This is a genomic window from Paraburkholderia sp. RCC_158, assembly GCF_041355255.1.
GTDB lineage: Bacteria > Pseudomonadota > Gammaproteobacteria > Burkholderiales > Burkholderiaceae > Paraburkholderia > Paraburkholderia graminis.
Genome location: NZ_JBFUPM010000016.1, coordinates 108738 through 126073, shown reverse-complemented (window position 1 = coordinate 126073; position 17336 = coordinate 108738). Strand labels below are relative to the sequence as shown.

17 protein-coding genes are annotated in these 17336 nt (G+C 62.1%); 7 read left to right on the top strand and 10 right to left on the bottom strand.

The features are described from left to right. The first annotated feature begins 197 nt into the window (after positions 1-197). Together AB6809_RS26180 and AB6809_RS26175 are read left to right on the top strand one after the other, a co-directional pair. Entirely contained in the window at positions 198-431 is a 234-nt protein-coding gene (locus AB6809_RS26180; RefSeq protein ID WP_006050400.1) for a hypothetical protein, read from the top strand. A gap of 90 nt (positions 432-521) precedes the next feature. Further along, positions 522-755, top strand: coding sequence for a hypothetical protein (locus AB6809_RS26175; RefSeq protein ID WP_029968918.1), 234 nt, complete (start codon positions 522-524; stop codon positions 753-755). 442 nt (positions 756-1197) lie between these two features. Here the strand turns inward: AB6809_RS26175 and AB6809_RS26170 are convergent, their stop codons facing one another. From AB6809_RS26170 to AB6809_RS26140, 7 genes are all read right to left on the bottom strand, one after another. After that, positions 1198-2166 (bottom strand): ABC transporter permease, encoded by a 969-nt coding sequence (locus tag AB6809_RS26170; RefSeq protein ID WP_371027477.1) that lies wholly within the window; start codon positions 2164-2166, stop codon positions 1198-1200. Continuing rightward, entirely contained in the window at positions 2163-3170 is a 1008-nt protein-coding gene (locus AB6809_RS26165; protein WP_371027476.1) for an ABC transporter permease, read from the bottom strand. Before AB6809_RS26165 ends, AB6809_RS26170 begins: the two co-directional genes overlap by 4 nt. Then, positions 3167-4723 carry a sugar ABC transporter ATP-binding protein gene (locus AB6809_RS26160; protein WP_371027475.1) on the bottom strand — a complete coding sequence of 519 codons (1557 nt, stop codon included), beginning with the start codon at positions 4721-4723 and terminating at the stop codon, positions 3167-3169. The genes AB6809_RS26165 and AB6809_RS26160 overlap by 4 nt, the downstream gene beginning before the upstream one ends. Before the next feature lie 10 nt (positions 4724-4733). Beyond that, on the bottom strand, positions 4734-5753 hold the full coding sequence (locus tag AB6809_RS26155) for an ABC transporter substrate-binding protein (RefSeq protein WP_006050394.1): 1020 nt from the start codon (positions 5751-5753) through the stop codon (positions 4734-4736). A 70-nt stretch (positions 5754-5823) separates the two neighbouring features. Beyond that, entirely contained in the window at positions 5824-7161 is a 1338-nt protein-coding gene (locus AB6809_RS26150) for an amidohydrolase family protein (RefSeq protein WP_053860531.1), read from the bottom strand. A 106-nt stretch (positions 7162-7267) separates the two neighbouring features. Continuing rightward, positions 7268-8053: an alpha/beta fold hydrolase gene (locus AB6809_RS26145; protein WP_006050392.1), complete on the bottom strand. Its 786-nt coding sequence runs from the start codon at positions 8051-8053 to the stop codon at positions 7268-7270. Beyond that, on the bottom strand, positions 8054-8932 hold the full coding sequence (locus AB6809_RS26140) for a fumarylacetoacetate hydrolase family protein (protein ID WP_371027474.1): 879 nt from the start codon (positions 8930-8932) through the stop codon (positions 8054-8056). 139 nt (positions 8933-9071) lie between these two features. Between AB6809_RS26140 and AB6809_RS26135 the strand changes: the two genes are divergently transcribed. Continuing rightward, entirely contained in the window at positions 9072-9809 is a 738-nt protein-coding gene (locus AB6809_RS26135) for an FCD domain-containing protein (RefSeq protein ID WP_310031900.1), read from the top strand. A 45-nt stretch (positions 9810-9854) separates the two neighbouring features. On the opposite strand, the gene AB6809_RS26130 is transcribed toward AB6809_RS26135, so the two are convergent. After that, positions 9855-10751, bottom strand: a complete 897-nt coding sequence (locus AB6809_RS26130) for an oxidoreductase (RefSeq protein WP_310035248.1) — start codon at positions 10749-10751, stop codon at positions 9855-9857. A 270-nt stretch (positions 10752-11021) separates the two neighbouring features. Continuing rightward, on the bottom strand, positions 11022-12431 hold the full coding sequence (locus AB6809_RS26125) for an amidase (protein ID WP_310031897.1): 1410 nt from the start codon (positions 12429-12431) through the stop codon (positions 11022-11024). 189 nt (positions 12432-12620) lie between these two features. Between AB6809_RS26125 and AB6809_RS26120 the strand changes: the two genes are divergently transcribed. Then, complete coding sequence (locus tag AB6809_RS26120) at positions 12621-13196, top strand: TetR/AcrR family transcriptional regulator (protein ID WP_371027473.1); 576 nt, start codon at positions 12621-12623, stop codon at positions 13194-13196. Between the two features lie 176 nt (positions 13197-13372). Continuing rightward, positions 13373-13786 carry a VOC family protein gene (locus AB6809_RS26115; protein WP_053860889.1) on the top strand — a complete coding sequence of 138 codons (414 nt, stop codon included), beginning with the start codon at positions 13373-13375 and terminating at the stop codon, positions 13784-13786. Here AB6809_RS26115 and AB6809_RS26110 read toward each other — a convergent pair. After that, entirely contained in the window at positions 13732-15114 is a 1383-nt protein-coding gene (locus tag AB6809_RS26110; RefSeq protein WP_371027472.1) for an MFS transporter, read from the bottom strand. The two genes, AB6809_RS26115 and AB6809_RS26110, sit on opposite strands and share 55 nt — an antisense overlap. Positions 15115-15262: 148 nt before the next feature. Between AB6809_RS26110 and AB6809_RS26105 the strand changes: the two genes are divergently transcribed. Together AB6809_RS26105 and AB6809_RS26100 are read left to right on the top strand one after the other, a co-directional pair. Continuing rightward, positions 15263-15715, top strand: a complete 453-nt coding sequence (locus AB6809_RS26105; protein WP_371027471.1) for a winged helix-turn-helix transcriptional regulator — start codon at positions 15263-15265, stop codon at positions 15713-15715. Positions 15716-16275: 560 nt separating this feature from the next. Further along, on the top strand, positions 16276-17328 hold the full coding sequence (locus AB6809_RS26100) for a glycosyltransferase family 2 protein (protein ID WP_029968938.1): 1053 nt from the start codon (positions 16276-16278) through the stop codon (positions 17326-17328). Positions 17329-17336: the final 8 nt, after the last annotated feature.

The following is a 17336-nucleotide window of genomic DNA, read 5'->3' as shown; positions in this document are numbered from 1 at the left end:
GCCAGCCCGGGCGTCGTCGTGGCACCGGTCACGCAGACCGACACGTACACGAAGGTCGAGATCCCGACGATCCAGAATTTCGGCGGCTTCCAGTTCGCGAAGGCGTGAGTTAAGCGCCGGGGAGAGCGGCGCTCTCCCCCTAGCTCGCCAAACGTACTTCCAACCCGAAACAAAGAAACAGCTCCAGGAGACTTACCATGACCTCACTGACCATCAAAGACATCGCCCGCACCGAAGACCTGTCCGCCAAGGCTCTGTCCGCTGTACGCGGCGGCAGCAACTACAACGCCGGCAACCTCAATGCTGCCTATGGCGGCGGCTTCGCCAGCCCGGGCGTCGTCGTGGCACCGGTCACGCAGACCGACACGTACACGAAGGTCGAGATCCCGACGATCCAGAACTTCGGCGGCTTCCAGTTCGCCAAGGCGTGAGTTAAGCGTCAGGGAGAGCAGCGCTCTCCCTGACGGCACGCCGACCGTACTTCCAAACCGAAACAGAGAAACAGCTCCAGGAGACCTACCATGACCTCGCTCACCATCAAAGACATCGCCCATACCGAACACCTGTCCGCCAAGGCCCTGTGCGCTGTACGCGGCGGCAGCAACTTCAACTTCGGCAACTTCAATGCTGCCTATGGCGGCGGCTTCGCCAGCCCTGCTATCGTCGTCGCACCGGTCACGCAGATCGACACGTACACGAAGGTCGAGATTCCGACGATCCAGAATTTCGGCGGCCTGCAGTTCGCCAGGGCATGAGTGCGAGGCATTGAGCGTTGCGCCCAGGGATCGGAGCCCGATCGCGTGACGCGGGCTTTCCGCAGCGTCGGGGGCGGCAAGCGTCGTCGACAGGATAGCGCGCGCTGTCTCGTTGACCGTTTCATAACAAGGGGAGCGTAGTGGCAGGACCAAGCGGTTGATCCAGCCACCCTAGTTCGTTATCCTTCCGAACCCTCTGGACTTGTCACCGAGGTTTGGATCTAAGGGCTCGCCGGCCACTCCACCCGGCGGGCTTTTTTTCGCGCGCTTTTTAGTCCTGGTTGCGACTGCGGGCGCAGCCTGGTTCGGTGAATGGTTGTGAGCGACCCTACGTGCCTTAAATGTGTGGGCCGGTTTCTCCAAACGCTGCGGTGATGGATGTGGTATTGGCCGCAGAGCGCCTCCAGAAAAGCGCTGCATTACCCGCAGGACGATGCCCGCATCAAGCCGCCATCGCCCGACGTCCGACCGACCAGCCGTTCATCGTCAGAAACACGATCAGCGTCGCGCCGAAGATGCACTGACGTCCGGCCTCGCCGATCTGCAGCGCGGTCAGCAAACTGGTCAGCGCGGTGATGAACAGCGCGGCAATCGCCACCGCGATGTAATCGCCGCGTCCGCCGCCCAGCGACACGCCGCCGATCACCGCCACCACGACACTCGTCAGCACATAGCCGCTGCCGAGTCCGAGAAACGCCTGGCCGACGTAGCCCACCAGCAGCACGCCGGTCAGCGCGGCAATCATCGCGCTCGCCGTATAAGCCGCGATGCGCACCGCTCGCACGCGAGTGCCGGTGAGCAGGGCGGCGGTGGGATTCGCGCCGGTCGCCATCAGGCGGCGTCCCCATGCGGAGCGATCTAGAAACCACCAGACCGCAGTGCCGGCGACGAGCCACAACACGGCGACGGTCGGTACGCCTGCCACGCTACGTCCGGCGAGCGCAACGAGCGTCGCACTGGCCGCGGTATTCACATGCATGAGCGACGACCACACGATCAAACCGCCGTCGACCAGACTCGCCATTGCGAGCGTCATCACCAGCGGCGGCACTTTGAATATCGTGATTCCGCAACCGTTGACCACACCGACCACCGCGCCGCACAACGCCGCCGCAAAAAACGCGAGCGGCAAGCCAACGGGCAAACCCGCCGGCCCCACATTGATTACGGCCGCGCCGATGATCCCGCCCAACGTCGCGACGGCGCCGACCGACAGGTCGAGCCCCTGGCCGCCGGCCATCATCGCGAGCGTCTGCGAGATGCCGAAGAGGCCGAGGAAAGTGGCAATCTTCAACTGGTTGCCCAACTGGTCCGCGTTCGTAAAGCCGGGCACCGCCCACTGTCCGCCGACCATCACGAGAACGACGAGCACCAGCAACAACATGCGCCGGGAAGTCAGCGTCGCGCTCATGCCGGTTTCCTCGCGCCGATGAAAGTGCAACCGAGCGCGAGCAGAATCACCGCGCCCTTGAACACTTCCTGATAGTTGCTCGGAATGCCCGCGAAGTAGACGACGTTGCCGATCAGCACGAGCACCAGCGCGCCGCAGATCGCGCCGAGCATCGAGCCGCGTCCGCCCGCGAGCGAAATCCCGCCGATCACGACCGCTGCCACCGAATTCAACGTGTACGGCAAGCCGAGGCGCGCATCGCCCGACGAGGTTTGCGCGGAGATGCAAAGCGCCGCGCCGAACACGAACAGCCACGCGAGCACATAGCCGAGCAGCTTGACAAGCCGCGTATCGACGCCGGACTTGAACACCGCATCCGCCGAACTGCCGGTCGCGATCAATCGGCGTCCGAAGCGATGACGTTGCAGCAGTGCCCACAACGCGCACGCCGCGAGCACCGGAATGGCCGCAAGCGGAAACACGCCGACGTGCATCGCAAACCACTCGCCGAGTATTTCGGGCACTGCGCCGCCGGGCTGCGGCATCAGCAGCAGGGCGCCGCCGAACCAGATCGCGCCGGTGGCAAAGGTCGCGATCAGCGCGCTTTGCCGCAGGTAGCCGACCAGCAAGCCGTTGCAGACACCCGCCGCAACCGCGATGACAAGCGCCGCGACGCAGGTCGCCGCCGTGCCCCAGCCGGTGAGCGACGGCACTGCGGCGAGCACGCAATTGATCAGCGAGATCCCGGACCCCACTGAAAGATCCAGCTCGCCGAGCAGCACGATCACCGCCTGCGCCATGCAGACGAGAATCACGGGCGCCGCGTTTTGCAGATTGCTCGACAGCGAATCGGCGCTGAAAAAATCAGGTTGAAGAAACGCATTGCAGGCCAGCACGATCAGCAGCATCGCGACGCCCGGCAACGCGCTGCTGTTGCGTGACGTGATCGCGTGGATGCATTGACGCAAACCGTGGACGGGCTGCTCGCGCGCAGGCTGAAGTCGTTCGGTCAGGCCGGCTTTCATGCGGCGCTCCTGCCGAACAGCGCGCTCGTGACGCGGGCTTCGTTCATGTCGGGTCCTTCGAGTTGCGCGACCACGCGGCCTTCGTACATCACGATCAGGCGGTCGCAAACGGCGAGCAGTTCATCGGTGTCGGATGCGTAGACGATCGCGGCGGCGCCCGCTTCGGTCAGCGCGCCGATCGCTTCGTAGATTTCCTTGCGCGCGATCACATCGACGCCCTTGGTCGGATCGCTCAGCAGCAGCACCTTGATTCGGCGATCGAGCCAGCGGCCTATCACGACCTTTTGCTGATTGCCGCCCGACAGCGCACGCACGGGTTGTCGCGCGTCGGACGTCTTGATCCGCAGCCGCTTCACGGCAAAATCGACCAACTGGCGAATGGAAGCACTTCGCAAACGCCACGGCTCGCGCTGAAAATTGGCCGCCACTTGCGCGAGATTGAACTCGACCGAATGATCGAGCCACAGTCCCTGCCGATGACGATCGTTCGGCACCAGACACACGCCCGCGTCGATCATCTGACGCGGCGAGCGGACAGCGATCGGTGCGCCGTCGAGCGTTATCTCGCCATCATCGAGCTTGCGATATCCGGCGAGCGCATCGAGCAATTCTTCCTGCCCGTGTCCTTGCAGTCCGGCCACGCCGAGTATTTCGCCTTGCCGCAATTCGAAGTCCACGCCGCGCAGGCGGGCGCCGGCGCGCAGGCCACGCGCGCTCAACGCGATAGGGCTGATGTCGTTGGGCGCGCTAGCTGTAATCACGGCACTCATGCGCGGACTGTGTTGCGAATGCCGGCGAGCGGCCGCACTTTCACCGTGCATATCCGCAGCAGTTGCGCCGCCCATCCACGCAAGCACGCGCGCTTCGTCGAGCTTGCCTTGCACCGGCATTTCACCGGCATGCCTTCCGTTGCACAACACCATCACGCGATCGCACAGCGCCTGAATCTCCGCCATTCGATGCGAGATGAACACGATCGCTGTACCGCGCGCGGCCAGTGCGCGGATCACGCGCATCAGGCTGTCGACTTCGGCGGCGGCGAGCGCGGCCGTCGGTTCGTCGAAGATCAGAACACGCGGTTCGAGCGCCAGCGCCTTGGCTATTTCAACGAGCTGCCGATCCGCGACGGAGAGTTGCCCCGCGGGAAGGTCCAGGTTCCAGCCGGCACGCAGGCTCGCGAGCAACTGCGCCGCGCGCCGCCTTGCCGCCGTGCGATTGAGAAAGCGCCCACGCCGGCACATTTCCGCGCCGAGAAACACGTTCTCCCAGACCGGCAGATCGGGCGCGAGCCCCGGATGCTGATGCGCGATCGCAATGCCCGCCGCGCGAGCCGCACGCGGCTCGCCGGGCGGCAGACGATGCGAGCCGAGCGAAAGCGTGCCCGCGTCGGGCCGATTGTCGCCGGCGAGAATGCTCGACAGCGTCGACTTGCCCGAGCCGTTCGCGCCGAGCAAACCGAGCACTTCACCGGCGTTCACTTCGATGCTGACGTTATCGAGCGCGACCACGCCGCCATAGCGCCGCGTAATTCCTGTGGCAGTCAGTAAAGGCATGCGCGTTCCGTCAGGGCGTGAAGAGCGCGTCGAGCTCCGGCTCGCTCAGCCATTGCCCCAGAAAATAGCTGTCGGGCTTGCCGTTCATCGACGCGAGCGTGGCGTCCAGCGTGTCCGCGGTGACCGTCTTCGTGATCGGGAAGTAGTAGGTGTTATCCGGCAGCGGCTTGAGCTTGTGGCCCTGCGCGAGCCGCACCGCGATGCCGAGCGCGGTCCGGCTGATGTCGGGTGGATTCACCTGCACGAACACCTTCATCGGATTGCCCGCGTCGCGCTGCTTCTTCCATTCCTGGAGGAAGCCTTTCTGCGCTTCGCCGGTCATCACCGCGACGCGCCGGTTCGCGTTCTCGAACGCACGCAGCACGCCGAGCGCCATCGCGTCTTCGGTAAAGACCGCGTCGATTTTCGGTTGCGCGGCGATCACCGTTGCCATCACCGCCTGCGCCTTCGCTTCGTCCCACTCGCCGTAACCGGACCACACGACCTTGATGCCGGGATACTTCGCGAAGGTGTCGAGCGCCGCTTTCTTGCGCGCTTCGGCTGCCGGATGACCGGGAATGCCGTCGAGAACCACGACGTTACCCTTGCCGTTCAATTGCTGCACGATCCACTCGGCGTAGCGCTGACCCCACTTGTAGTGATCGACGGTGACGTTCACCGCGTATTTGTTCGACACGGCCTGATCAAACGAAACGACCGGGATCTTGCTACGCTGCGCTTCGGAAATCACGCCGTTCAGCGCGGTGGCCGAATTCGCGTCGACCATGATCGCGCCGGTTTTCTGGCGGATCATGTTGCGCATGTCCTGGATTTGCTGGCCCGTGTTCGTCCCCGATTGCTGGATCACGAGATTGCCCGCGAGACCCTTGGACTTGTAGGTCTGAAACTGTTCCTTGGCGCCGTCGACCATCTGGTTGCGCCATTCGGTTCCGAAATAACCGTTCGATAAACCGATATCCGGCGCGGCGGCCCAGGCCGACGCGCACACGAAGCTCGCCGCGCAAGCGGCGAGCAGAGCAAGCGATTTCATGCTGTCTCCCGTCCCGTGAACAGGGGTTGCTGTTTTGATGTGCCCGCACCCGCGCCGAAGTCCGCGCCGCTCAGTGAACCGGCGCGTGAGTCGTCTGCGCGACGCCGGCATCGGCCGGCAACGGCGCGCCCGCATGCAGTTCGCCGTGCGGCGGCACGACGTCGTGCGAGGTCTTGAAGATCTCGCCGTCCTTCATCACGAGCGTGATTTTTTGCGGGTCCTGCAGCACGGCCAGGTCCTTCAGCGGATCGCCATTGACGAGCAGGATGTCAGCCAGATATCCCTCGCGAATCTGGCCGAGTTCATGCGGCCGCATCATCAGTTCACCGCCATATCGGGTGGCCGCCAACAGCACTTCCATCGGCGTCATGCCGATGTATTTCACGAAGTATTCGAGGTCCCGCGCATTCGTGCCGTGCGGCATCCATGCGAAGCCGTAGTCGCCGCCGGGCAGGATGCGGATGCCGCGCTTGTGCATCTTCTGCAGCGTGATCGCCGCGGTTTCGAGCTCGCGTTTATAGCCCATCTGCGTGGCGGCCGCTTCGCTGATGCCCCACGGTTCGGCGTGATACAGCGTGCTGATCAGCCAGCCGATTCCCGGCGCGACGAAGTGCTTGTCCTTGTTCGCTTCGAGCATGTCGAGCGCTTCTTCGTCCGCGAAGCTTGCGTGGAAGATCAGTTCCAGCCCGTGACGCACGCATTGCTTGACCGACTCGCTCGAACGCGCATGCGCGGCGACGCGCTTGCCTGCACGTTTCGCCTCGGCGGCGAGCATGGCGATTTCTTCTTCGGAGAATGGCGACGATTCCGCCGAAATCCCGGCAATGTACTCGCCGGACAGATTGATCTTCAGATGATCGACGCCGTACTTGACGAACATGCGCGTGGTGGCGCGCATCTCTTCGGGACCGCTCACCACCGCGCCGAAGTTCAGTTCCTTGAACGGCATGTGCGGCAGGGTGTTGTCGGCGAGGCCGCCGAGTATCGTGATCTCCTGGCTGCCGGCCAGATAGCGCGGGCCGGGGAATTCGCCCGCGTTGACCGCGTTGCGCAGCACGACGTCGAGCCGCGGCTTGGCGGCCGCCGCGCCGAGCGCCGAAGTCCAGCCCATCTCCAGATAGCGTTTGGCGACGCGCACGCACCACAGCATGTGTTCTTCCGGCGGCATGAACTGGATCGCCGACAGCGAAGGCTGATCGTTCCATGAGAAATGCGTGTGCGCCTCTGTCATGCCGGGCATCAGGAACGCGCCCTTGCCGTCGATGCGTTGCGCGTGCGGCGCGCTGACCGGCTCGCCTTCGCGTCCTACCTTGGCGATGCGTTGACCTTCGACGAGCACTTCGCCTTTGAAGGGTTGCGCGCCGCTGCCATCGAAAACCGTTACGTTCGTGAATACGATCGAGCTCATGTGTCTCCTCCAGGCGGGCGGACTGCGACTGGCGCGCATCTCGCCCTAAGGGTTATGTTTCGCTAAAGACGTATCACCCGCTTGGACCTTGTCGGTCACTTCTTTATCAGCGGGCGGCGCTGTAGAACGCCTGCAATTGAGCCTGCGATTCCGCGGGCTTTTCGAACGTCGTCCAGTGTCCGCAGCCGCTCAGCACGACAACCTTCGCGCCCGCGATGCGCTCGCCCATCGCCTGCACGGCTTCGGGCTTGCCCACGCCGTCCTGATCGCCGGTGACGAGCAATGTGGGCACCTTGATCTGTTCGACCGGCGCGGCCTGTGCGCCAGCCAACGCTTCGCAGCTTTGCGCGTAGCCTTCCGGCGACTGGCGCATCACGCTCTCGCGCACCAGCGCGAGGGTGACGGGGCGCTGAGCCTTGGTCTCGTCGCTCGTCGCGCCTTTGACGATCGCGTCGGCGATTTCCTGCAAGCCCGCGACGCCCTTGTCGCGTGCGAGCGCCGCGCGCTGACGCATGCCTTCGCGGCCGGCATCGGGCGGCGCGAGCAGCGGCCCGAACAGCGCGAGGCTTTTCACCAGTTGCGGATGCCTGATCGCAAGATGCTGCGCGACGATGGTGCCCATTGAATGCGCGACCACGTCCGCCTGTTCGATCTTCATCTCGCGCAGCGCGGCGGCGATCACGTCCACGTACCCGTCGATCGACAGCTTTTGCGCCGGCAGTTCCGAGCGCGCGCTGCCGGGAAGGTCGATGCGAATCACCCGCTTGCCTTCGAATGCGCCGAGCACCGGCGTCCAGTTATTCGACGAGCCGCCGAGACCGTGAATGCACACGACGGGCGCGCCGTCGCCTTGCGTTTCGATGTAAAGACCCTGGACCAGAGTTGTTGCCATTTATGCCACCTCGTTTTCAAGGACGCCGACGCGCGGAATCTCCATTCGCACGACGTCGCCGGATTGCAGGAAGCGCGGCGGATTGAAACCGATGCCGACGCCCGCCGGCGTGCCGGTTGCAATCACGTCGCCCGGTTGCAGTTCGATGCCGGCCGAAATGGTTTCGATCAGCGTGGGGATGTCGAAAATCAGATGCCGCGAGTTCGACGATTGACGCAGCTCGCCGTTGACCCAGCAGCGCACGTCGATGTCGTTCGCGTCGAGTTCGTCGGCGGTGACGAGATACGGGCCCATCGGGCAAAAGCCGTCGAGCGATTTGCCGAGGAACCATTGGCGATGCAGCTTTTGCAGATCGCGCGCGGTCACGTCGTTGATCAGCGTGTAGCCGAACACGTGCGCGAGTGCATCCTGCTTGCGGATACCGCGGCCCGCTTTGCCGATCACGACGCCGATCTCGACCTCGTAGTCGAGTTGCTGCGTGACTGCGGCGTGACGCGGAATCTTGTCGCCTGGGCCGATCACCGTCGTCGCCGGTTTGGTGAAGACGACCGGTGCTTCGGGAATGTGTTCGCCGGCCTGGGCGCTTTTGTCGAAGCCGGATTTGCTGAACTCTTCCGCATGGTCGTGATAGTTCTTGCCAACGCAGAAGATGTTGCGGCGCGGCTCGTCGATCGGCGCCAGAACCGTGACGCCGCTCAAGGGTCGGCCGTCGTGCTTCGGCACCAGCGCGCTCCTGATCGACGAATAGTCATGTACCAATTGGATCATATCGCCGCGAAAGCCGTCGCTCAATTCCGCTACGGTCCAATACTGTTGCCGTTCGGGATCTACCACAGCAATGGTTTTCGCGCCATTTACCAGCAAATTTGCCAATTTCATGTCGAGCCCTTAATCTAGGTCCAGTTGGTGAGAATTTGTGTCACTGTAGGACCAAATGCGACCACAACCAACCAGGGTTAACCAAAAATAAGTACCAATTGGTTCTATGCAAGAGGCTTCACCGGCAAGGAAGAAAGTCATGGGCGACGTTGAGACCGGCAAGATTTCTGTGAGAGCGGAGGGCGCGCGTGCGCTTGCGAGCTATCTGGAAGAGGCCATCCGCACCGGGCGTTTGCGAGAGGGCGTCAAGCTTCCCGCCGAGCGCGAATTGAGCGAGGAATTCGGCGCGTCACGCGGTGCGGTGCGGCGCGTGCTGGCCGATCTGAAGGGGCGCGGGTTCATCACGCAGGTGGTCGGAAGCGGCACTTTCGTGCTGCCGCAGAAGGATGTCGCCGCAGCGGCGGTGCGTGTGGAAGCGCAGAACGCGCAGGTCATGCATGGCGCACAAGAGGTCGTGCAGACCAGTCCCGCCGAGCTGATGGAAGCGCGTTTGCTGATCGAACCGCTGATGCCCGGCTTGATCGTGCGTTATGCGACCGCGGCCGATTTCGCGCGGATGGTCGAATGCATCGAGCGTTCCGAAGCCGCGCAGAGCATCGAAGAGTTCGAGAAGTGGGACGGCGAATTGCATAAGACATTCGCGCTGGCCACGCATAACAGCTTCTTTCTGCGCGTGCTCGAACTGACCAACGAAGTGCGCGAGCAGGGCGAGTGGGGCCGGCTCAAACGCAAGTCGCTGACGGCCGAGCGGCGCGCCGAGTATGAGGCGCAGCATCGCGCGATCGTCGATGCGCTGCGCGACCGCGACGCCGACCTCGCGTGCGAATTGCTGACCGGACATTTGAAGCAGATCCGGCACAACCTGTTTGGCGGATGAGTCCGAGAGTGGGCCCGTCGCGCCGTCACATCCTTCGTGGAAGTATTAGCCCGGTCCGTCGCTCGCGGCCGCGAGAAGCGGCACGACCAGATCGCTGATCGGTGTGGCGATACCGTGAGACCGGGCACGTCGCTGCACGACGCCGTTCCGGCTGTCCCATTCGAGCGGGCGGCCAGCCTCCCGGTCGGCGAGGATCGAAGTGCCCAGGTCGGCCGGATAACCACGAAATGCATCGACGATTTCTTGCGGGACTTCGTCGCCGAGTGTCGCGCCTTCCGCACGGGCAACCTCGAGACATTCCTGCAAGTAGGCGAGAGCCAGGCCGGCGATATCGGCTCGTGAGTACATGCCGGCACGGCGGCCCGCCAGAACCATTAAACCTGCGACAGCATTTTGCAAAAGCTTGCGCCACGCGACGGATGTGAAATCGGCTGCTACGTCGACCGAACACCGTGTGCCACTCAATGCCGAAAGGACAAGGCTGCTTTCCTGCGTGTCGGGCAACGTAATGCGAGCTTTGCCGCGTAGCCAGACAGAGGCGTCCGGTTCGCGTTGAGCAGGAAACCAAACCACCGAGGGTAAGACCGGGCTGCCGGGCACATGCGGCGCGACAAGCGCTTTCTGTTCGACGCCGTTTTGCAGCACGCAGACCACGGTGTTCTTGTTGCACAACGCGGAGAGCCACGGCGCTGTTGCGTCGATTTGCGTTGACTTCACCGCGACAAAAACCAGGTCGAACGTGTTGTCGACTTCGGACGGATTGGTGCGCACAGGTCCCGGCACCGCGATGCGGCCGCCGTCGAAGCGCAGTTCCAGCTGTTCGTGCGCCGAGCGGCCGAAAATGGCCGGCGTGCGTCCGACTTCATGAAGCGCCGCCGCTACGGTCGTGCCGATTGCTCCCGGCCCAACCAGGGCGATCGTTGGATTTTCTGACATCGTCATCATCGTCCCGTTTCAATAGTCAGTGTAGTTAGTGCGGGTTGGCCCCATGCCGCGCCGCAGTTTGAGCAGTAGTTCGTTGAGCGACCACGCAGGTTTTAGCACATCGGCGAACGCGCTTCAGGCAGGCAAATCGGCGAGGCCGATTTCTCGATCTGCTGCGGGCCGTCGAGCGCGTCGTACATGTTTGCGGCCAGATGCGAAGTCTAAACTTTTGCCGCTTTGATCGCTTGATCCAGGGCGGCGATGGCCGGCTTGCGCAGGGCTGAAGCCTCAAATATGCGGACGTAGATCGCGCACCGGGCTGACCGATTCGAGTAGTGACGCAACGTGAAGAATGGTTGACTCAGCCTGCCAACTCCCGACAATCTGTACGTTGATCGGCAGGCCCTCCTTGCTCGTGCCGAAGCGCATCGAGATGCCGGGCAAGCCCGTGACGTTCAACGGCACAGTTGCGCCCTGAAGATAGGTGGCATCCACTGTGTGGCCGTTGATCGAGAACGTGTCCACGCCGTGCTTGTGAGCCGGGATCGGAAGTACATGCGTAATCAGCGCGTCGTAATTCCGGAAGTATTCGGCGTATCCGTCTCGCAGACGCTCGGCGGCCTGTTCAGCGTCGATGTAGTCCCTCATCGAAGTGTCGGGCAGCGCCAGCATCGTTTTGGCCATCTTGTAGAGTTCGTCCTCAGCGCGACCTGCTGTCACTTCCGCAAAGGCCGGCTTCATTTCCATGACGTGCAGGCGGTTGAAGACGTCGAGAGCGAAGTCACGCTCGAGGGCAGGAATGCGTACAGGCTCCACCACTAGCCCCAAACTTTTGAGCGCTTCCGCCGCCGCCTGCACCGTTGCCGCGACTTGCGGATCGACGGGCCCGAAGCCCGGTTCAACCATCCAGCCCACTCGCAGCGGACGGTCTGGTGAGCGGCCCACGCCGGCATCGAACGGGACGGTACTGCTTGCAAAAGCGTCGTGCCCATCGGGACCGGACAGCTGCGAGAACGCGAGCGCCAGGTCGCGGATGCTGCGAGCCATCGGACCCACGTGCCAGAAGCGGCGTGGGGCGCGCGGCCAGATCCCTGTCATGGGCACGCGTCCGTGAGTCGCCTTTAGCGACACGATGCCTGTCTGCGCAGCGGGTCCGCGCACAGAGATCGCCAGATCGGTGCCGAGCCCCAGCGGCGACATACCCGCTGCGATGGCCGCCGATTCGCCGCCGCTGGAGCCGCCCGGAGTGCGCTGCAGATCCCACGGATTATTCGATCGGCCACTGAGCAGATTGTCGCTTTCGATCCAGTACGAGAATTCGGGCAAGTTCGTTTTTGCGAGAAGGATGCCGCCTGCATTTTTCAGCCGGGCCACGCTAGTTGCGTCGGCGTCAGGAACGCGTCCTTTAAAGATGGGCGAGCCACGTTGCGTAGCCACGCCCGCCGTGTCGATCGAATCTTTTGCGGTGAAGGGCACTCCGTGCAGCGGCCCCAACGCCTTGCCCGACAGCACTGCCGTTTCGGCGGCCCTGGCGGCTTCCAGCGCATCGTCCGCGACCGTCACGATCGCATTGACTTTCGGATCGACCGCGTCGATGCGGTCAAGGTGTGCCTTCACGACCTCGACGGGCGAGACTTCGCGTGTGCGGATCAGTTCGGCCAGTCGGGTGGCATCGAGGTAAAGGAGTTCGGAGGTCATGGTTTTTCCTTGGCGGTTGTGGGACGGATCGAGTGGAAACGGATGAGACTACCTAACAGTAGTTAGGAAACTATTATCAAAAAAATGCCGCTCTTGCGATGCGACATGTGGGTTACCTACCTAACGTTTGTTAGGGGCAACTTTAGGCGGTACAATGCGTCAGGTCAACAACTTTTTGAGGAGACCGTCGTGACCATTGCAGCCGTCACCAGCTCAGGGGACCGCATCCTTGCTGCTGCGACAAGAATGGCGCAGGCGCACGGCTATACCGGGCTCAATATTCGGGACCTGGCGCAGGACGTCGGCATTAAAGCTGCCAGCATTTACCATCACTTCGCGAGCAAGGCGGACCTCGCGGCGGCAGTCGCGCGACGCTACTACGAGGACGCGGCCGCTGCGCTGGAAGAACTCGCGGCGGCATCAGGCGATCCGCTCGTCAGTTTGCGTCGATACCCGGAGACGTTTCGCCGGTCGTTGGAGTGCGACAACCGCATGTGCCTGAGCAGCTTTATGGCCGCGGAATACGACGATCTGCCTGAAGCGGTCAAAAAGGAAGTGCAGGCCTTCGCTGACGTCAACGTGGCCTGGCTCCGTCGGTCGCTGGAGGCGTCTGGCGTCGTCACTGGCGAGGGGAGCCGCGAACGCGCGTGCGCGATTTACGCCGCAGTCGCGGGCGCTCAGTTGATGGCGCGCGGGCGGGCGGACATTGCCTTGTTCGACACCTTGATCGGCACTTACAGGGCAGTTGGCTTATTGCCGGGGTAAGAGGTCGAACCAACGTCGGCCTAATCCGCGAGACCGTCGAAAGCAGACATGCTATTTCCGAGTGCGCGTTGCGCGTTCAAAAATTCTTCGCGGCTTTCGTCGATTCTTCTCCACGTCATTCGTCGGTATGTATGGTGGCGGCAATCCTGCCGCGGCTAGATCTCAAAGGAAAAATGATGACCAAGATGATCTTCGTTAATCTGCCAGTGACGGACCTGGAGCGGTCGAAAGCCTTCTACGCGGCAGTTGGCGCGGTCAATAATCCCGCATTCAGTGACGATACCGCAGCGTGCATGGTGCTCTCCGATACCATTTTCGCGATGCTTCTCACACACGACAAGTGGCGCCAGTTCACCAGCAAGCGGATTGTCGATGCGCACACCGACGCGCAGGTGCTGCTCTGTCTGTCGGCGGATGATCGCGAGCAGGTATCCAGCCTTGTCGAAAAGGCGAGTAATGCCGGCGGCAAGGCAGACCCTACGCCTGTGCAGGATTTCGGCTTCATGTATGGTCGCAGTTTCGAGGACCCGGACGGTCATATCTGGGAAGTGATGTGGATGGATCCCGAGGCGGTTCCGCCACACGGCTGACGAGTACTTCGCCGGGCAGGAGCCTTCGCGACGAGTCGCGAAGGCCGCGACAGTCCGGCTTCGACAGGAACGGGCACAGCCGTTCCGGCAAGCGGCATTTGTCTCCCGGCATGCCGGACCGTCGCTGCCCAGAATGCGAATGCAGTCATGCTGACGACGAAACCTAGTGCGCAAACGCCTGGCCACCCTGCACGCGAATAAATCACCGTCGACGATATCGCGCCCAAGCCGCTTCCAGCGGAATAAAAAAGCATGTAGCAGCCGACCAGGCGGGCATGCGCCTCGGGACGCGTGCTGAATATCATGCTCTGGTTGACGACGTGTATCGCTTGCCCGCCTATGTCAAGAAGTACGACGCCAACAATCAATAGGATCACTGACTTATCGATAAGCGAGATCGGTAGCCATGACGCGCAGAGAAGACCTAGCGCGACGCACGTTGTGGTCTGACCGTGGCCCCGGTCGGTCAAGCTCCCGGCACGTGCCGCCGCCATCGCGCCGAGTGCCCCGACCAGACCGAATGCACCGATGCCCGTATGTGACATTGCATGAGGCGGCGCACTTAGCGGTAGAACAAGTGCACTCCAGAAAATGCTGAATGCTGCGAACATGAGAAGACCGAGGAAACCTCGTACCTGCAGTACGCGCTCACGCAGCAGGAGTTCGATCATCGAGCGCAGCAGGCCGGCGTAGCTCAATTGCACTCGGGACGGCCGCGGAGTCGGTAGAAAGAGAAGAAGCACAATCAGCATGCCGACAGCGAAAACTGCGGACACGAGGTAGACGGCTCGCCAGCCAGCCACATCTGCCACGACGCCAGCGAGTGATCGAGCCATCAGCAAGCCAACGACAACACCGCCCTGTGCCGTGCCGACTACTCTGCCGCGCTCGCTTTCGTTGGCAAGTGCGGCTGCGCATGCGATCAGAACCTGCGTCATTGCCGTGCCGAGCAATCCGACGCCAATCATTCCAGCGAGCAAGGCATGCTGCGATCCTGATAGAGCCACGGCTACGCACGCGATGGCGAGCAAAACCAGCTGGCAGACGATAAGCCGCTTGCGGTTGATCAGGTCGCCGAGCGGCACGACAAACATCAGGGAAAGCGCGCAGCCCACTTGAGTCGCTGTTATGACGCCACCCACATCGGAATGAGAAATATGGAAATCGTGGGAGATGGCGTCGAGCAACGGCTGGGCGTAGTAGACGTTGGCAACGCTCACCGCACAACACACCGACATCAGGGCGACGAGGCCCCTGGGCATTTCTTTGCGCTCTATCGAGTCAGTGGGCGGATCATGCTGCACTTCGGGGGTACAGGACGTGCTCATGGAAAAGTCGGTTTGTGTAGTTTCAAATTGCAACTATCAGGAGTGTAGGGACAGTTGTTTTAAAATGCAACTTACGATTGAGCTTACGTGCGACCGTCGGTACTGTCGGTCGGGCTCGGACGTTCGCATTGGGATCGAGGAGCGCCAGATGGCCAGACAGAGAAGTCTTGTTGATTTATCGTGCCCCGTTGGCCGGGCGATTGACATCGTGGGAGACAGGTGGGCACTGCTGATAGTTAGAGACGCCTTCGACGGCGTGAGTCGGTTCGGTGAGTTCGTTTCCAACCTGGGCATCGCCCGCAATATTCTGGCCGACCGCCTCAAGATGCTCGTTGAAAGCGGGGTGTTCGAGGTCGTGCCAGCGTCGGATGGTTCGGGACACCAGGAATACGTCCTAACAAAGAAGGGCGAAGCGCTTTTCCCTGTCATTGTGATGTTGCGTCAATGGGGCGAGGCCAATCTGTTTGCTCCGGGCGAGAAGCACTCGGTACTGGTGGACCGCAAGACGGGACGCGTAATCAAGAAGCAGACATTGAGGCACGATGATGGCCGCTTGCTGAATGCAGCGACCAGCGCGGTCCGAAAGGTGGCGCAGCCATAACGTTTCTGGCCGCTATTCTCGAAGCGCGAATTTAGCCGCGCCGTCCCAATGTACGCGAAACGCGTATCGCTCGATTCATAAACGACTGGCCGATTACGGCGGCAACGGCACGTCTTCGATCAGCTCGGCTTTTTACAGCGTGCATCCTGCAATCGACGAAACAGCCGCCGCCTTTCGCGCAGTGCAGAGAGCAGTCTGCATAACCTGTTCCCATTCTGCGAAGCGATTGTGCGAAAAGTAGCGCAGTGCGAATAAGTGCATCTACGGACGACTAAATACGATTATTTCGTACGACGATATTATCGACGATTCAGCGATTCGCGACATTACTACTCGACTTTAGGCCGCGCCGACTGCACTGATTATATGAACGCATAACTCGAATATCGCCAGGCACTCTGTTGCTGCGCGAGGGCAGGGTGCGCGAACCCGGTTCGGGCGAAGTAACGCGACCTACCGTCCGGGCCGGCGGCTGAATCAACGAAAAAGCGTACCCGTGAGCGGCTTCGCAAAACGGATGTGTTCAGGATGTATTCATCCAGGCGGGCTGGAGGTAGTCGATGAGAGTTCGATACAGCGAATGTCCAGCGAACCATTCCGAGCTGTTCTTCTCGGTCGTGATCGCCAATTACAACTACGGTCGCTTTCTCCGGCAAGCGGTGGAAAGCGCCCTGACGCAGGATTGGCCGCACGTCGAAGTCATCGTCGTCGACGACGGCTCGACCGATAACTCCGCCGAAGTCATTGGCTCGTTTGGAGAAGCGATTACGGCCATCTTCAAGGAGAACGGTGGTCAGCGTGAAGCGAACAACGTGGGCTTCGCGAAGAGTTCGGGCGACGTCGTTATCTTCCTCGATGCGGACGACGTTCTGGTGCCCGGCGCGCTGCGCTCGATCGCCTCGGTGTGGCGCACGGGCCTCACCAAAGTGCAGGTATTGATGGAGCGAGTCGACGCACACGGGCGTCCCATACACAACGACAACGCCATTCCGAAGATTCGAAACGTGATTCCAAAGGTCCCGCCGGGACTCTCGCCGGAGGCGATCCGTCAGTGGGCGTACAGGACGTCGGAGTATCCCACGCCGCCGGGTTCGGGAAATGCGTGGGCGCGCAGCTTCCTCAGAAAGATCTTTCCACTGGACGCGAGTTGCGATTCGTTCACGGATTCGACATGCATCGCGATGGCTCCCTACATGGGCGACGTGGAGACGATTCCCGCGCCTTTGGTGCTCTATCGCATGCATGGCGAGAACGATAGCGCGATGAGCGCGAACACGAATAACTTCGGCCGCGAGATTGCGCGGGCGCTCAAGCGACACCATGCCGCGTGCAAAGCCTGCGCCATGACCGGCAGGCCGCCACCGCCGATTAGCACGCTGTTTTGCGCACCGCATTTGCTTCAATTGCGAGTTGCTTCTTTGCGGCTGACGCCGGAAAAGCATCCGCTGCCCGGCGACAGCCGATTGCGCGCCCTGCGCGACGCATTGTCCATTCCCTTTCGGCCGAACTTCGAGCGAGCCGCGTTTCGTTGCCTGATTGCGGGATGGAGCATCGTCACGTTGCTCGCCCCCATGAACATTGCAAGATCGCTCATCCGGCGCCGATTCGTTTGAACGTATCC

Excerpts from the sequence above, each read along its gene's own strand:
- AB6809_RS26125 (WP_310031897.1), bottom strand. The coding sequence starts at position 12,431 with ATGACCTCCGAACTCCTTTACCTCGATGCCACCCGACTGGCCGAACTG.
- AB6809_RS26145 (WP_006050392.1), bottom strand. The coding sequence starts at position 8,053 with ATGGCAACAACTCTGGTCCAGGGTCTTTACATCGAAACGCAAGGCGAC.
- AB6809_RS26130 (WP_310035248.1), bottom strand. The coding sequence starts at position 10,751 with ATGACGATGTCAGAAAATCCAACGATCGCCCTGGTTGGGCCGGGAGCA.
- AB6809_RS26110 (WP_371027472.1), bottom strand. The coding sequence starts at position 15,114 with ATGAGCACGTCCTGTACCCCCGAAGTGCAGCATGATCCGCCCACTGAC.
- AB6809_RS26140 (WP_371027474.1), bottom strand. The coding sequence starts at position 8,932 with ATGAAATTGGCAAATTTGCTGGTAAATGGCGCGAAAACCATTGCTGTG.
- AB6809_RS26175 (WP_029968918.1), top strand. The coding sequence starts at position 522 with ATGACCTCGCTCACCATCAAAGACATCGCCCATACCGAACACCTGTCC.
- AB6809_RS26105 (WP_371027471.1), top strand. The coding sequence starts at position 15,263 with ATGGCCAGACAGAGAAGTCTTGTTGATTTATCGTGCCCCGTTGGCCGG.
- AB6809_RS26155 (WP_006050394.1), bottom strand. The coding sequence starts at position 5,753 with ATGAAATCGCTTGCTCTGCTCGCCGCTTGCGCGGCGAGCTTCGTGTGC.
- AB6809_RS26170 (WP_371027477.1), bottom strand. The coding sequence starts at position 2,166 with ATGAGCGCGACGCTGACTTCCCGGCGCATGTTGTTGCTGGTGCTCGTC.
- AB6809_RS26135 (WP_310031900.1), top strand. The coding sequence starts at position 9,072 with ATGGGCGACGTTGAGACCGGCAAGATTTCTGTGAGAGCGGAGGGCGCG.
- AB6809_RS26160 (WP_371027475.1), bottom strand. The coding sequence starts at position 4,723 with ATGCCTTTACTGACTGCCACAGGAATTACGCGGCGCTATGGCGGCGTG.
- AB6809_RS26115 (WP_053860889.1), top strand. The coding sequence starts at position 13,373 with ATGACCAAGATGATCTTCGTTAATCTGCCAGTGACGGACCTGGAGCGG.
- AB6809_RS26180 (WP_006050400.1), top strand. The coding sequence starts at position 198 with ATGACCTCACTGACCATCAAAGACATCGCCCGCACCGAAGACCTGTCC.
- AB6809_RS26150 (WP_053860531.1), bottom strand. The coding sequence starts at position 7,161 with ATGAGCTCGATCGTATTCACGAACGTAACGGTTTTCGATGGCAGCGGC.
- AB6809_RS26100 (WP_029968938.1), top strand. The coding sequence starts at position 16,276 with ATGAGAGTTCGATACAGCGAATGTCCAGCGAACCATTCCGAGCTGTTC.
- AB6809_RS26165 (WP_371027476.1), bottom strand. The coding sequence starts at position 3,170 with ATGAAAGCCGGCCTGACCGAACGACTTCAGCCTGCGCGCGAGCAGCCC.